General features: G+C 59.5%; 14 protein-coding genes. 6 read left to right on the top strand and 8 right to left on the bottom strand.

Features of this window, described 5'->3' with window-relative positions; all coding sequences use genetic code 11:
- Positions 1-31 precede the first annotated feature (31 nt).
- The 4 genes from ACYVI2_RS04585 to ACYVI2_RS04600 are packed head-to-tail and all read right to left on the bottom strand — an operon-like array spanning position 32 to position 3,590.
- The gene (locus tag ACYVI2_RS04585) at positions 32-853 is read right to left on the bottom strand and encodes an ABC transporter permease (protein WP_415819474.1); all 822 of its coding nucleotides are present in this window, start codon (positions 851-853) and stop codon (positions 32-34) included.
- Complete coding sequence (locus tag ACYVI2_RS04590) at positions 853-1,752, bottom strand: ABC transporter permease (protein ID WP_415819475.1); 900 nt, start codon at positions 1,750-1,752, stop codon at positions 853-855. Before ACYVI2_RS04590 ends, ACYVI2_RS04585 begins: the two co-directional genes overlap by 1 nt.
- Entirely contained in the window at positions 1,749-2,828 is a 1,080-nt protein-coding gene (locus ACYVI2_RS04595; RefSeq protein WP_415819476.1) for an ABC transporter ATP-binding protein, read from the bottom strand. The genes ACYVI2_RS04590 and ACYVI2_RS04595 overlap by 4 nt, the downstream gene beginning before the upstream one ends.
- Before the next feature lie 12 nt (positions 2,829-2,840).
- Complete coding sequence (locus tag ACYVI2_RS04600; protein ID WP_415819478.1) at positions 2,841-3,590, bottom strand: SDR family NAD(P)-dependent oxidoreductase; 750 nt, start codon at positions 3,588-3,590, stop codon at positions 2,841-2,843.
- A gap of 280 nt (positions 3,591-3,870) precedes the next feature.
- Between ACYVI2_RS04600 and ACYVI2_RS04605 the strand changes: the two genes are divergently transcribed.
- The 3 genes from ACYVI2_RS04605 to ACYVI2_RS04615 are packed head-to-tail and all read left to right on the top strand — an operon-like array spanning position 3,871 to position 7,062.
- Positions 3,871-4,155 carry a hypothetical protein gene (locus ACYVI2_RS04605; protein ID WP_415819479.1) on the top strand — a complete coding sequence of 95 codons (285 nt, stop codon included), beginning with the start codon at positions 3,871-3,873 and terminating at the stop codon, positions 4,153-4,155.
- 37 nt (positions 4,156-4,192) lie between these two features.
- Positions 4,193-5,389, top strand: coding sequence for an acyl-CoA dehydrogenase family protein (locus tag ACYVI2_RS04610; protein WP_415819480.1), 1,197 nt, complete (start codon positions 4,193-4,195; stop codon positions 5,387-5,389).
- 29 nt (positions 5,390-5,418) lie between these two features.
- Positions 5,419-7,062: a rhodanese-like domain-containing protein gene (locus ACYVI2_RS04615; RefSeq protein WP_415819481.1), complete on the top strand. Its 1,644-nt coding sequence runs from the start codon at positions 5,419-5,421 to the stop codon at positions 7,060-7,062.
- Between the two features lie 28 nt (positions 7,063-7,090).
- Here the strand turns inward: ACYVI2_RS04615 and ACYVI2_RS04620 are convergent, their stop codons facing one another.
- Positions 7,091-8,410, bottom strand: a complete 1,320-nt coding sequence (locus ACYVI2_RS04620) for an LLM class flavin-dependent oxidoreductase (RefSeq protein WP_415819482.1) — start codon at positions 8,408-8,410, stop codon at positions 7,091-7,093.
- Positions 8,411-8,653: 243 nt separating this feature from the next.
- Here ACYVI2_RS04620 and ACYVI2_RS04625 point away from each other — a divergent pair, with 243 nt between their 5' ends.
- The 3 genes from ACYVI2_RS04625 to ACYVI2_RS04635 are packed head-to-tail and all read left to right on the top strand — an operon-like array spanning position 8,654 to position 11,323.
- Positions 8,654-9,520, top strand: coding sequence for an ABC transporter permease (locus tag ACYVI2_RS04625; protein WP_415819483.1), 867 nt, complete (start codon positions 8,654-8,656; stop codon positions 9,518-9,520).
- 4 nt (positions 9,521-9,524) lie between these two features.
- Entirely contained in the window at positions 9,525-10,250 is a 726-nt protein-coding gene (locus ACYVI2_RS04630; RefSeq protein WP_415819484.1) for an ABC transporter ATP-binding protein, read from the top strand.
- A gap of 35 nt (positions 10,251-10,285) precedes the next feature.
- Positions 10,286-11,323 carry an ABC transporter substrate-binding protein gene (locus ACYVI2_RS04635; RefSeq protein WP_415819486.1) on the top strand — a complete coding sequence of 346 codons (1,038 nt, stop codon included), beginning with the start codon at positions 10,286-10,288 and terminating at the stop codon, positions 11,321-11,323.
- A 111-nt stretch (positions 11,324-11,434) separates the two neighbouring features.
- On the opposite strand, the gene paaK is transcribed toward ACYVI2_RS04635, so the two are convergent.
- The 3 genes from paaK to paaG form a co-directional block, all read right to left on the bottom strand.
- Positions 11,435-12,748 carry a phenylacetate--CoA ligase PaaK gene (gene paaK, locus ACYVI2_RS04640; protein WP_415819487.1) on the bottom strand — a complete coding sequence of 438 codons (1,314 nt, stop codon included), beginning with the start codon at positions 12,746-12,748 and terminating at the stop codon, positions 11,435-11,437.
- Between the two features lie 95 nt (positions 12,749-12,843).
- Complete coding sequence (paaI, locus tag ACYVI2_RS04645) at positions 12,844-13,335, bottom strand: hydroxyphenylacetyl-CoA thioesterase PaaI (RefSeq protein WP_415819488.1); 492 nt, start codon at positions 13,333-13,335, stop codon at positions 12,844-12,846.
- Between the two features lie 61 nt (positions 13,336-13,396).
- Positions 13,397-14,185 (bottom strand): 2-(1,2-epoxy-1,2-dihydrophenyl)acetyl-CoA isomerase PaaG, encoded by a 789-nt coding sequence (gene paaG, locus ACYVI2_RS04650; protein ID WP_415819489.1) that lies wholly within the window; start codon positions 14,183-14,185, stop codon positions 13,397-13,399.
- Position 14,186: the final 1 nt, after the last annotated feature.

Here is a 14,186-nt window from a genome sequence, read left to right on the forward strand (position 1 = left end):
ATCTCCGGAACAGGTTTCGAGAGCGCAGCGCTTAGTCTCGCACCAGTACTCGCTCTAGTTGAAAGAATCGGTTCAACAGCAGTAAAAGAACGGCCCAGGCCGCCACGATCAGGGTACTGAGTGCGGTGATCGCGTTGTCGAATTCGACTTCCATGGCCGTGAACAACTTGACAGGCAATGTAGGGGTGCCGGGGTCTCCCATGAACCAGGCCACCACGACGTCATCGAACGACAAGACGAACGCGAACAGCATGCCGGCGATAACGCCCGGCACGATCAACGGTACCGTCACTCGCCAGAACACCTGCCACGGCGTCGCGCCCAGATTCTGGGCTGCCTCATCCAGCGTGTTGTCATAGTGTGCAAAAGCGGCAATGACCGAACGCACCAGTAACGGCAAGGTAAACACCGACTGCATCAACACGATGCCGGCGCTGTTGCCATTCAAGCTGTAACCCCAGCTGTCGGCGACCCACATGGAAAACTTGAATCCCGCCACGGCAATCACGATGGTGGGAACACCCAGTGGCGCGATACACAAGGTGTTGATAATCGAACTTCCCGGCAAGCGGCCACGCACCAATGCCAACGACAAGGGCACACCCAGCACTGTCACCAGCGCGGTTGTCCAGGCGCCCAAGGACAAGCTATAGCGCAGCGCGTCAAAATAGGGATCTGGAATGGACTGATACCAATGCAAGGTCCAGTCACTCGGCGGAAAAGCCAAGGCACCGCTGCGCGAAAACGAGGCGCTGACGATCCCCAGGAACGGCAAAACCAGAAACAACGGCACGGCCCAAATGGCGGCTCGCAATAACGCCCGCTGAACACGCGACGACATCGTTGTGTTCATCACACTCGGCTCCGGCCTAGTTTCAGAGCGAGCAACATCGCCACCGACGCAGCTACCATCGTCAAGATCGCCGCGGTGGCCCCGACGGGATAATTCAGCAGTCCGCGCATCTGCTGATCAATGTACAGCGCCATCAACATAACCCGCTTGCCGCCAAGTATGGCGGGCGTCACCAATGCGCTGATGGACGCCATGAAAACCATCAAGGTTCCCGCCACCAGTCCTGGACGACTCAAGGGCAGAATCACTTTCAAGAACACCTGCCACGGCGCCGCGCCCAGATTGATGGCGGCCTCTTCCAACGCAGGATCGATTTTCCGTATGACCGCCATCAACATCAACACCATGAACGGCAACTCGACATGCACCATCCCGATGAGCGCACCGGTGTAGTTGTATATCCATTCGACAGGCTCCGCTCGCAGCCCCGCCGCCTGCAGAATCTGATTCAGCACACCTCGCTCGCTGAGCACGGGTATCCATCCGAGATTCCGGATCACAGCACTGATCAACAATGGCAATACCGTGATGAACAGCAAGGGCGTGCGCCATGGCCCCCGCATGCGAGCCAGCTTATAGCTGAATGGAAAAGCCATCACCGCACAGATCAAGGCTGTCGATGCACCGAACAGCCCGGTATCCCAAAGGATCCCCAGATAATAGGTATCGGTGAGAAAACGCTGGTAATTCACCAGGCTCCATTCAGGACCCACCCTGCCCATGCTGCCCCCGGGATGCAGGGACAGCGCCAGCAGGTAGCAAAGCGGCGCCAGAAAAAACAAGGCCAGAAAAATCGAACCCGGCACAGCCAACGCCCCGACGCGGGACAACGCGGCCTCGCGCCTGCCGATGCAGACCGATGAGGTCTCCGACACACGCAATACAGCGTCTTGGCTCATGCCGTTGCCTCGTCAGGCAACAGCAACGCGTCCTCATGACTCCAGCTCAGCGTGACCGCCTCGCCCGACACCGGTATCACCCGATTGTTGACCTTGGCTACGATGCGTACGTCATCTTCGGCCCGCACGTCCACCAGCCAGCCATCTCCCGCGTAAGTGACTTGCTCCACCTGGCCGCGAATCCGATTGGGCAGCTCTGCACCCAGCTGAATACGCTCCGGACGCAACGCCAGCAGCAACGGTTCTTCCCGCTCTGGGCGACGCCCCGCATCGAACTCCACTCGCCATTGATAGGTTCCGCCGGGGCGCCCCACAAGCCACCCGCCCCTTTCTGGATCCTGCTTCGCACGCACGGATAACAGATTGATCTTGCCAATAAAGCTCGCCACGTAACGATCGGCAGGCCGATCGTATAGCGTCTTGGGCGCGCCTATCTGCACAATGCCGCCTTGCCGCATGACGACGACACGGTCCGACAGGCTCAACGCCTCGTTTTGATCGTGCGTCACAAAGATCGTGGTAATGCCCACCTCTTTCTGAATACGCTTGATCTCCTGTTGCAACTCTTCGCGCAGCTTCTGATCCAGTGCCCCCAAAGGCTCATCCAGCAACAGCACGCGGGGGCTGAATATCAACGCCCGTGCCAGAGCGACCCGCTGTTTCTGACCTCCCGACAATTGATCGGGATAACGATTCCCGTAGCCAGGCAATCGAATGCGCTCCAACGCATCCTCTACGCGCCGCCGAATATCGTGTCGATTGACCTTGCGCAGCTGCAGTCCGAATGCCAGGTTCTGCGCGACGGAAAGATGAGGAAACAAGGCATATTGCTGAAACACCATGCCCGTGTTGCGCCGGTAGGCTGGCACGCTCGTCACATCCTGTCCTGCAATACGCACCACTCCTGAGTCCGGCGCAATGAACCCCGCCACCATGCGCAAACATGTCGTTTTCCCGCAGCCGCTCGGGCCCAGCAAGGTCAAGAACTCGCCGTCTTGCACCGACAGTGAGACCTGATTCACCACCGGCGCGCCACCGTAGTTCTTTACAACACTCTGGAGCTCGACGCTTGCCATGATCCTGGAGGCTCAAAGTTGATAGCCCGGACCGCCGCCATCAAGCGCGAGGGTCGATCCATTGACGAACGCTGCCGCATCAGACAATAGGTATGAGGCTGCATGTGCGACATCCAAAGGTTCGCCCGGCGCACCCAATGCAACGGAGGCATACTGGTTTTTACCCTTGCCATCACCGGGTTCCGCGTCCTCTAGCGCCTGATAACGCGGAGAGCGAATTGGGCCAGGCGCAATAGCGTTGGTCCGTACGCCATGACGGCCATAGCGACGGCCCAGGCCTTGAACCAGCAGATCCAGGGCCGCATTCACACTGGAGCCTGGAAAATGCTGTGGTGGAGGATCAATACCTCCACGCCCGCTAATCACGACGACCGCGCCCTTTCCTTGTTTGATCAACACAGGCAAGGCCGCTCGGACGACGCGTACGCTTCCCAATAGCTTTGCTTCCAGCACGGCATACCAGGCATCGTCGCTCAATTCGAGAAAGTCGCCGAATGCGCCCACATTAGTGCTGACAACCACGCCGTCCAATCGGCCGTAGGTCGAAACGATATGATCCGCGGCGGCCTGCACAGCGCTGGTGTTCTTCACATCCAGTGCGAGTAGACGAATACCAGCCGACTCAACGAAATCCTCCGCGCGCACTGAGCGCGAACTCGCGATCACCGTTGCGCCTTCGGTGGCAAGGTGCCGCGCTATCGCGCCGCCCAGCGCGCCCGACGCCCCAGTGACCCAAATGACTTTCCCAGTATGTGCTGCCATCGCTCGATTTCCACGATCTCAGTTGTCTCGTCGCACCGGACGAAAGTCGACCATCCTATCGAGCCCATACGTTCACACCAACCAAGTTTTCCTTGTTTGCATATAGCTTCTATCCTTCCTACCTATTTTCAAATAAGACATCCGTCGTTATCGCGACGCCAACTTGTGATTAGTATTTCCGGTCTTATTCATTGAACGTGGAATATCCTCACATGACTCCCTCTCGTTCATCCGCTCCGCGCTAGCACGCGCCCTCGTTCGCGATCCGGAGCTGCTGCTCTTGGATGAGCCCTTCGCGGCACTGGACGCTCTGACGCGGCTGCAAATGCAGAGATTGATCGCCCGCCTATGGCAACGCCATGCCGCGACGATTCTGCTGGTGACGCACGACGTAGATGAAGCCCTGTTGCTCGCCGATCGCGTGCTCGTTCTGGAGCACGGACGTGTCGGCGAGGATCTGCCTATTGATCTGGAGCGGCCGCGCCGAACGACACAATCCGATTTTGCTCAGTTGCGCGAGCATCTGCTCAAGCGGCTCGGCGTAACGGAACAACAGGACGCCTGATTCTCGTCATTCTTTTTTCTCTGGAGCCTCAACCATCGTGTCTGCCTCATCCCTGCCCCCCATCGAGCTGTCCGATCTACTCGCCCTGCTACCGTGGGTAGCCGAGCAAGAAGCCACGCCTGATCGAGACACCCCCGCGGTCACGCAAACCCTCAAGAGGCTCAAGCAAGCTCGCGTCGGCGCTCTGCGCCTGCGGCGCGATGAGGGTGGCGGCGGCGTTTCCCTGCCTCAGCTTTTTGATTTTGTCATAGTGCTGGCTCGCGCCGACTCCAGTGTCGCCCACTCGCTGCGCAATCACCTCAACGTCACCGAGACATTTCTCATTGACCGCTCGCGTATCCCCGTCTTTGAGGACTATCTGGGCCGCGTTGCGAAGGGCGAAACGTTTGGCACCTCCGCGACGGAACTGGGCAAGCAGAACGTCGGCAACCTGAAATACGACACGGCGGTGACCGCCACGCCCGACGGACTGCGCCTGAGCGGCCGCAAGTTCTACAGCACAGGAAATCTCTACGCCGACTATCTGTACGTCTATGCAGTCAACACCGAAGGAAAATCCACCAAAGTCGTGGTTCCGGCATCGCGTCAAGGCGTCGACGTGGCCGATGACTGGGACGGGTTTGGCCAGGAATTCACCGGCAGCGGCAGTACAACCTACACCAATGTCGCCGTCGACCAAAACGACATCGTCGATGATACCCAGGGCACCAAACTGCCGTACTTCGCGACGTTCCCGCAGTTATATCTCTCCGCTGTGGTGGCCGGAATCCTGCAGCGCATAGTCGATGACGCGGTCGTCCTGCTCAAAGCCAGGGAACGTAATTTCTATCATGCAGTAGAGCCTGTTCCGGCGGATGATCCCCTGCCGCAAACCGTCATCGGGCGACTCGCCAGCGCGGCACATCTGGCTCGAGTCGGCGTCCTCGAGGCCGCTCAATGGCTAGGCCAGGCATTCGACAGCGCGGCCACGGGCAACCCCGATGCCCAGCTATTCGAACGGGCCGCCGAGAGCACTGCTCGCACCAAGGTGGTCATCGACGAATTGGCCCTGAGGGCCGCGGGCGAGCTGTTCGAGGTCGCGGGCGCCTCCGCCATCCGGCGCGGCAACCGCTTGGACCGTCATTGGCGCAATCTGCGCACCGTCACGGCGCATAACCCGATTGCATACAAGGCACTGGCCATCGGACGCAAGCTCGTACATGGCACGCCGTTACCGTCGCTGTCCTATTTTTGATAGCCCTTTTTCCTGTTTCTGGATCTATCATGACTCTGCCATCCTCTTCGACACCACTCGTCTCGTTCGAGACTATCACCGCACAAGCCTTGCAAGACATCCTGCACGACGGCAACGAGCTCGCGGTCTTGGACGTACGCCCGCAAGGCATCTATGCCCGCGAACACCTGCTGCTGGCGGCCTCGGCACCTTATTGGCGGCTGGAGCTGGATATTGACAGTCTGGTCCCGCGCCGCCACACACGTATCGTGCTGATCGATGCGGATGGCAGCGAATCCACTCAAGCTGCGCTCAAGCTGACCATCCTGGGATATAGCAGTATCCATATCCTGCAAGGCGGCATCACGAGCTGGAAGGCCGCTGGCTTCGAACTCTACAGCGGCACCAATGTACTGAGCAAAGCATTTGGCGAACTGCTGGAACACGAGTTGGGCACGCCTCACATCGATGCCAGCGAACTCAAGCAACGCCTATCGCGAGGCGACAATCTGGTCGTGGTCGACAGCCGCACGAGCGAGGAATTCGAGGCGTTCAGCATCCCCGGCGCGCACAGCCTGCCTGGCGCTGAGTTGGTCTATCGTATTGGCGAGGTTGCCCCCGATCCCGAGACACTCATCGTCGTGAATTGCGCGGGCCGCACACGCAGTATCGTCGGAGCGCAGACCCTCATCAACGCAGGCCTGCCCAATCGCGTCGTATCGCTGCGAAACGGCACAATGGCGTGGCTGATCGAAGGAGAAACCCTGGCCAATGGCCGCGTGCAGCCCGCACCGACACCGCGTGGTCACTCTCTGGACGTCGCACGGCAGCGCGCACGCGATATGGCGCAACGGGCCGGCGTGACGCAACTGGATGGCGAGGCATTGCAGGCGCTGGAACGCCAGGGCGTGACCGTGTACCGCTTCGATGTCCGCGACAAACAAGAATACCTGGCAGGGCATTTACCCGGCTGGCGATGGGCCCCCGGCGGCCAACTGGTGCAAGCGACAGACGAATACGCTGCCACGCGCGGCGCACATATCGTGCTGGCGGACTGGGATGGCGTACGCGCCCAAACGACCGCGGCGTGGCTGGCCCAATTGGGCGGCTACCACGTGCATGTTTATGCCGTCCATGCCGAAACACAGCACGCCCTGGAAATCGGTCCTGAAACACAACGGGTGCTGCAGGCGTACTCGGAGTCTCCCGAGTGGATCACGCCCACCGAATTGGCCGAGTTGCAGAAGCATGCCAATCCTGAAGTCATCGAGATTGAAAACAGCGTCGCCTATGCCCGCCGCCATATTGCCGGCGCGCGCTTTATCGCGCCGCATGGCCTGCAGGCTCATCTGGCAAGCCTGCCGGCCAATACCCCTGTCGTACTGGCCTCGACAGACGGCACATGGGCTCGTGCCGTCGCGCAGGCCCTGGTCGCACAAGGGGTGCCAGCGCGGCCGCTGCAAGGCGGCACAGCCGCCTGGCATCAGGCTGGGCTTGCCTCGGGCCAAGGCCGTGAACGCTTGCTGACCGGGCGAGACGATGCCTGGTACAACCCATACGTGTTCGATACGATCGAGGAACGGGATCGCAACTTCAACACTTATCTGGATTGGGAGCTGGGGCTCGTCACCCAGCTGGAGCGCGAGCCCCGTACGGGCATAGACCTGAAGGGATCCTTGCACGCCCCAGCCTGAACCGGGGCTCACCCGAACATGCCGAGGCTTACGCCTCGGCGTACTGACTCGCGGGCCGCGGCAAGGCGAAATGATCCCGCAATGTCGTACCCTCGTAATCGCGTCGAAAGAGTCCGCGCCGCTGCAAAATGGGGATGACATGATCCACCACCGCCTCCAGGCCGCTCGGGAACACATCGGCATTCAAGTTGAACCCATCGGCGGCACGCTGCAGAAACCAGGTTTCTATCGTATCGGCGACTTGCTCGGGTGTCCCGATCACAATGCGATGCGCGCCGGGATTTCTGTCCAGCAACTCCCTGACCGTCAGATTATCAGCGCGCGCCAGTTGCAACGTTGCGTCCACAAAACCCTGCGACTGATCTCCACGCGCTACCTTGGCTATCTTCTCGTAAGGTAATGGTCGGTCCAACGGCAGATCATCGGCGTCCACCCCCAATACCTGAGCAAAGCCAGCAAGCGCAGCCTCCCAATCGATCAATTCATCCATCTCTGCTTTACGCGCGCGGGCTTGCGCTTCGGTACCGCCGATGACGGGGAACAGCCCCGGCAGGATATGAATGTGTTCAGGATTGCGTCCCAACGCGCGAGCCCGGCCCTTGATGTCCGCATAGAAGCGTTGGCCGCCCTCCACTGTCGTTTGCGCCGTAAACACAGCGTCTGCCGTTGCGGCCGCCAGCTCACGCCCGCCTTCCGAAGAACCCGCTTGTATCAATACCGGCCGCCCCTGCGGGCTGCGGGGCAGGTTCAATGGCCCATCCACTTGAAAATAGGTTCCACGATGGTGAATAGCATGCACACGGTCGGGGTCGGCGTAGCGCCCTGTATCCTGATCCGCCAACAACGCGCCGTCCTCCCAGCTATCCCAGAGCTTAGCCAGCACATCGACAAATTCGCGGGCACGCGCGTAACGCTCGGCCTTGTCCGGAACACGCGATAGACTGAAATTCGCTGCCGCCGCCGCATCATAGGTCGTCACGACATTCAAGGCGACACGTCCTCCCGTCAGATGATCCACACTGCTGAAGCGGCGTGCGAGATTGAACGGATCGTTATACGTACTGGACGCCGTGGCGATCAACCCCAGATGTGTCGTGTGAGCGGCCAACGCCGTAAGCAGCACGGTGGGCTCCAGCGCCTGCGATGGCCCTCTCGCGTGTCCTTTTAGTGCCACCGCGTCAGACAGGAACAACGCATCGAGTTTTCCGCGTTCGGCCACATTCGCAATCTGTTGGTAAAACCGCAGATCAACAATGGCATTAGGTTGATTCAGCAGCCGCCAACCCGCGGGATGACGGCCCAGCGCGGTCACATTCGTGTTCAGGTGTAGTTGACGTTTCGCTGTCATGAGTCACGAAAATCCAATAAGAAAACAAGCTCACGAGTATGCGAGAACACGACCCATTGGTCTAATATCCATTCGCGATTTGCGTAGCACCGGTTGTCGTAAGCACGCAGATAGACGAGCCCGTGGCATCAATGCACGTTAAGTCAATTGAGCTATGTAGAAATTAAAACTTATTGGTTCGTTTGACACGATGCCGTTTCTATACTGACTCATTCGATCACGCTATATCACCACGGGTGGCAAATGCTTGCCAAGGAATCGATCATCTCCGCCGAGTCCATCGGCACGGATGGCACAACGACGTTAATTTCACCAACGGCAATAGGCTCTCGCGACGCCGTTGACCCAGGGCGCGCCAGGCGCGTTGCCATACCAGAAACCGTATGGCGGCTATTGGTCCCGCTATTGCTGGTGATTACCTGGCAAGCCGTATCCTCTCTCGGTTGGGTCAACGATTTCGTGTTGCCCTCTCCGGCAGCGGTATTGCAGGCCTACGGTGAACTATGGCAGTCCGGCGATCTGCAGGCTGCCCTGCACATCTCACTCTGGCGTGCTGGGCTGGGACTGCTGATTGGCGGCGGCGCGGGTCTGCTGCTAGGACTGGCTGCAGGCCTCTCCCGCAGCGCGGAGCGCGGCTATGACGCCTTGCTGCAAATGCTGAGGACGATTCCGTTCATCGCACTCGTGCCCATCTTTGTCGTCTGGTTCGGCATCGGTGAGACCTCGAAAATCGCGCTGATCGTCGGCGCGTCGATTACCCCCATGTACTTGAGTGTCTATCACGCCATCCGCGGCATCGATCCCAAACTGAGCGAATTAGGCCAGGCATTTCATTTATCGAGGCAGCACTATATCCGCCTGATTGTATTGCCCATGGCCTTGCCGGGCATCCTGGTCGGCACACGCTACGCCGCGGCCGCCGCGCTGCTTGCGCTCGTCGCGGCAGAGCAGATCAATGCCAGTGCCGGCATCGGCTTCATCCTCAACAACGCCAATCAATTTCAACGCACCGACATCATTCTCGCGGGCATTTTGGTGTACGCCGTTCTGGGCATTCTCGTCGATGCCTTGCTGCGCCACATTGAACAGCGCGTCTTGAGCTGGAGATAGACCGATGGCTACCGGGAATCATGCCGTGCCACATACCGTGGCACAGCTATCCAACGTCACCAAACAATATGGCGAAAACACCGTATTGAATGGGGTGGATTTCGAAGTGCGCAAAGGCGAGTTCGTGGCGCTGGTGGGCCCGTCCGGCACCGGAAAGACCACACTGCTGCGCATCCTCGCCGGTCTGGAGTCGACAAACGGTGGCCAGGCCCACGTAAAAGGCACGACCAGTGTGGTCTTTCAGGATGCACGGCTGATCCAGGCTCAACGCGTATGGAAAAATGTGCTGCTGGACGAGTCGAGCCGACGTGGTGCGCGCGGGCACGCCAAAGCGGCCCTGCGCGATGTGGGGCTGGAGGAAAAGCTCGATAGTTGGCCACGCAGCCTCTCCGGAGGCCAAGCGCAGCGTGTCGCCGTCGCGAGAGCCTTGTATCGCCAGCCTGAGCTGCTGCTTTTGGACGAACCATTCAGCGCACTGGATGCCTTCACACGGCGCGGCGCGCAGAGCCTGGTCCTGCAGCTGTGGGCCAAATATACGCTGGGCGTCGTGATTGTCACGCATGACCTGGACGAAGCCCTGATTCTTGCCGATCGCATCATCATCCTGTCCAAAGGACGTATCCAGCATGAAACCCGTGTCGACCTGCCGCGCGAACGGGATACGACCTCAGCAGCGTTCAACACCCTCAAGCGAGAACTCCTGCAGCAGTTCTCGCGCGGCATGCACTGATCCTCCCATCCTCTTCACTCGAATCACACATCTGAATGCGCCTCAACACCCTCCTGCAAGCGGCGGCCGTCGCCGTTACCGCCGTCTCCGTATCTCCACCGACTATCGCCCAGGCTGCGCCAGCGCTGCAGGGCACGACGCTGACCGTGGCCTATCAGGACCCCGCATTTCCTGCGCTAGTCGAGAAATCCGGCGTCCTCAACGGCTCACCTTATAAGGTGGATTGGGTATTATTGACCGGGCCTGCGGCGAATCTATCCGCGCTCTATGCGGGACGCGTCGATCTGGGTCACATGGGAGACACGTCGCTGACGATCGAACAGGCCAATGCCCGCACGGAATGGACTGCCGACACGATTCCTCTGCGTATCGTAGCCGGCTGGCGTAATGCGTATTCGAAAGATTTTCCGCCGCTCATCACAGCGGTGCGCAGTGACACCAAGATCACCAGCCCACAGCAAATCAAAGGACACAAAGTCGGCTATAACTACGGTGGCTATAACCATGCCCAGTATCTGGCTACGCTGGTGCAAGCCGGCCTGACCGAGAAAGACATCGAACCCATCAAGTTCAATGACGGCGCCACCTCGGCCGCGGCGTTCAATTCGGGGCAAGTCGAAGTGTATGCAGGAGGCCTGGCGCCGGTGCTCAGCACGATTCGCTCCGGGGCTGGCCACATTCTATTGACTGACCGCGAGACGGCCATTCCGGCGCTCGGGGTCTGGACGGCGACCTCATCGGTCCTGAAAGATCCGACCAAAACCGCCGCACTGCAGGACTTTTTCGGAAAACTGTCGGGTTACTGGCCCTGGCACGAGGCACATCGTGACGAAGTCCTGGCAGTGCTGAAAGATAAGCTGAAGATATCCGACGAACGAGCGGCCTTCGAATACCAGATTCGCAGCGGCAGTTTCATTGCCTTCACGCCGGAGCTCATCGCTCAGGAACAAAAGATCGCCGATATCCTGCACGAAGGGAAAGCCATACGTAAACAGGTCAACGTCGCCGTCGAATACGATACGACGTTCAACCAGGCACAAAAAGCGATTTGGCCCGTCCCTGCCAAGCCTTGAACAGCGAACGGCAGCTTCGCTTTCACACTAAAGAAAAACCCTCCGGGACAGCCCCCCCGGAGGGTTTGTTTTTCAAGGCATGGTCCGTTTCCGCGAGAGTGCCTGGATCAATCAACGCGGCCGCTTATCAATCACCCGTCGCGCTTTACCTGTCAGTGTACGCTCGACAAAACCGCACTCTGCGACGCGAACCCGAGCGGTCACGCCTATGTACGACTTGACGGCATGCTGCAGTTGCTTGCCTAGCGCCTCACGCTCCGCCTCAGCCAAATTCGCAAACTCGTCACGCACCTCGGTCAGGATCTCTAATTCGTCGAGGTGTCCGCTGCGCGTCAGCACCAACTGATAATGCGGTGCCAGTTGCGCGATCTTCAGGACTTGTTCCTCCACCTGCGTGGGAAACAGGTTTACCCCACGTACGATCAGCATGTCGTCGCTTCGGCCCGTGATTTTGCCGATACGGCGCATACTGCGCGATGTAGGCGGCAGCAGACGCGTCAGATCGCGGGTTCGATAGCGGATGATGGGCATGGCTTCTTTGGTCAGCGACGTGAACACCAACTCGCCAGACTCCCCATCGGCCACGGGCTCACCGGTGTCGGGATTGATGATCTCGGCGTAGAAATGGTCCTCCCACACCACGGGACCGTCCTTGGTTTCCACGCATTCGCTGGCGACGCCTGGCCCCATGACTTCCGACAATCCATAAATATCCACAGCATCGATCGCCGCCTCGGTTTCGATATCCTGGCGCATCTGCCCCGTCCAGGGCTCGGCGCCAAAGATGCCGATACGCAGCGAGCTCTGACGCGGGTCAATCCCCTGACGGCGTTGTTCCTCGAGGATATTGCAGAAATACGAAGGCGTGACCATGATGATGTCCGGCCGGAAATCATTGATCAGTTGCACTTGCTTTTCGGTTTGGCCGCCCGACATGGGGATTACCGTGCAACCTAGCCGCTCGGCTCCATAATGCGCCCCGAGCCCGCCAGTGAATAGCCCATAGCCATAGGCCACGTGCACGATATCGCCCGCTTTACCGCCGGCCGCACGAATCGAGCGTGCCACCAGATTGGCCCAATTATCCAGGTCTTGCGCGGTATAACCCACCACCGTGGGCTTGCCCGTCGTGCCGCTGGACGCGTGCACGCGCGACACCCTTTCACGCGGCACGGCAAACAGACCAAAGGGATAGTTGTCGCGCAGATCTTTCTTGGTCGTAAAGGGAAACTTGGCGATATCCGACAGATGCTTCAGATCATCGGGATGCACGCCTGCCGCATCGAACGCCTGTTTATAGTGCGGCACATTCTGATAGGCATGGGTCACCGTCCACTGCAGGCGCTGCAGCTGTAGGGCCTCGATTTCGTCGCGGCTCGCGTGTTCGATGGGATCCAGTCCGGGCTTGCTCACGGTATTGGACATGGTGCTGTCTCCTGAAATACTGTACGGCTTCTCGCCGCTTTATCAACGTAATCAACAAGTATGGCGAGGCCGCAATACCCGGGTATGAATGACCGTCAACGCTCTGGCGGGGCGCCCACGATCTGGCCTTTGATGCGATAGGAACGCCCGCGAAACAGGGCCAGTTGCTTGCCGTCCTGATTCGTGATGGTGACGTCATAGACCCCGGTGCGTCCGGCCAGCGAGCGTTCTTGCGCCACGGCCGTCAACACGTCTCCGGCAAATCCAGGCGCGAGAAAATCAATCGTGCAGCCGGAGGCCACTGTACTGACATTGCGCGAGTTGCATGAAAAAGCAAAGGCGCTGTCCGCCAAGGAAAACAAAAAGCCCCCATGACACGTCTGATGGCCATTGAGCATGTCTGGGCGGACCGGCATCGTCAGTCGCGCATAGCCGGGCGCAATCTCGACGACCTGCATGCCCAGGCCCTGGCTCGCCGCATCAGCCGCGTACATCGTGTCTCCGACCGCTTGCGCCAACGCATGAGGATCGGTAGGGACATCAAGATCCTGATTCGATGCCGGAGAGGTTGTCAGTCCAGTGTGCATGTCAGTAGCGTATCTAGGTTGCTATGAAATAGGAGCCCCGGTCTTTCCGGGCCGTCGGCAATCACTGCCCTTTGAATTGCGGCTCGCGCTTGGCCATGAATGCGGCTACGCCTTCGGCATAGTCGGCACTGCGCCCCAGCTCGCGCATCAAGTCACGCTCCAGGTTCAACTGCGTCGAGAGATCATTTTGCAAACTCACTTGCAAGGCTTGTTTCGTGCTGGCCAGCCCGCGTGTCGGGGCCGACGCAAAATGCGTGGCCAGCTTGTCCAATGTCACCTCGAATTCGGTATCCGGCACGCATTGCCAGATCAGGCCCCAGTCCTGGGCCTGGCGAGCGGTGAGCTTGTCGCCCAACATCGCCAATCCCATGGCGCGCGCACGTCCTACCAGACGAGGCAACACATACGTGCCGCCGGTATCCGGGATCAAGCCGAGACGGCAGAACGACTGGATGAAGCTGGCGGACTCCTTGGCGATCACGATGTCGCCAGCAAAGGCTAGATTGGCCCCTGCCCCCGCCGCAACACCATTGACGCCCACGACCACGGGCGAAGGCAGCGCATTCAAACGGCGTACCAGCGGTGCGTAGAACTTCTCTACCGTCTCGCCCAGATCAGGAGGAATGCCGTCGGCAGCCATCTGGCGCTCGCTCAGATCCTGGCCAGCGCAGAACCCGCGTCCCGCCCCCGTCAGGACCAACACACGTGCACCCTCGTTTTCGACTCGGGTCAGTGCATCGGCCACCTCGCCGTGCATGGCAGCCGTGAAGCTGTTGAGTTTGTCGGGACGATTCAGCGTCAGACGCGCGATGCCGCCAGACAGATCGAACAGAATGCTCTGATAGGTCATG

The sequence above is a fragment of the Bordetella tumbae genome (assembly GCF_054780995.1).

Bases quoted from the DNA above. Each gene is read 5' to 3' on its own strand.
- ACYVI2_RS04585 (WP_415819474.1), bottom strand. From the start codon at position 853: ATGAACACAACGATGTCGTCGCGTGTTCAGCGGGCGTTATTGCGAGCC.
- ACYVI2_RS04590 (WP_415819475.1), bottom strand. From the start codon at position 1,752: ATGAGCCAAGACGCTGTATTGCGTGTGTCGGAGACCTCATCGGTCTGC.
- ACYVI2_RS04595 (WP_415819476.1), bottom strand. From the start codon at position 2,828: ATGGCAAGCGTCGAGCTCCAGAGTGTTGTAAAGAACTACGGTGGCGCG.
- ACYVI2_RS04600 (WP_415819478.1), bottom strand. From the start codon at position 3,590: ATGGCAGCACATACTGGGAAAGTCATTTGGGTCACTGGGGCGTCGGGC.
- ACYVI2_RS04615 (WP_415819481.1), top strand. From the start codon at position 5,419: ATGACTCTGCCATCCTCTTCGACACCACTCGTCTCGTTCGAGACTATC.
- ACYVI2_RS04620 (WP_415819482.1), bottom strand. From the start codon at position 8,410: ATGACAGCGAAACGTCAACTACACCTGAACACGAATGTGACCGCGCTG.
- ACYVI2_RS04625 (WP_415819483.1), top strand. From the start codon at position 8,654: ATGCTTGCCAAGGAATCGATCATCTCCGCCGAGTCCATCGGCACGGAT.
- ACYVI2_RS04630 (WP_415819484.1), top strand. From the start codon at position 9,525: ATGGCTACCGGGAATCATGCCGTGCCACATACCGTGGCACAGCTATCC.
- ACYVI2_RS04635 (WP_415819486.1), top strand. From the start codon at position 10,286: ATGCGCCTCAACACCCTCCTGCAAGCGGCGGCCGTCGCCGTTACCGCC.
- paaK (WP_415819487.1), bottom strand. From the start codon at position 12,748: ATGTCCAATACCGTGAGCAAGCCCGGACTGGATCCCATCGAACACGCG.
- paaI (WP_415819488.1), bottom strand. From the start codon at position 13,335: ATGCACACTGGACTGACAACCTCTCCGGCATCGAATCAGGATCTTGAT.
- paaG (WP_415819489.1), bottom strand. From the start codon at position 14,185: ATGACCTATCAGAGCATTCTGTTCGATCTGTCTGGCGGCATCGCGCGT.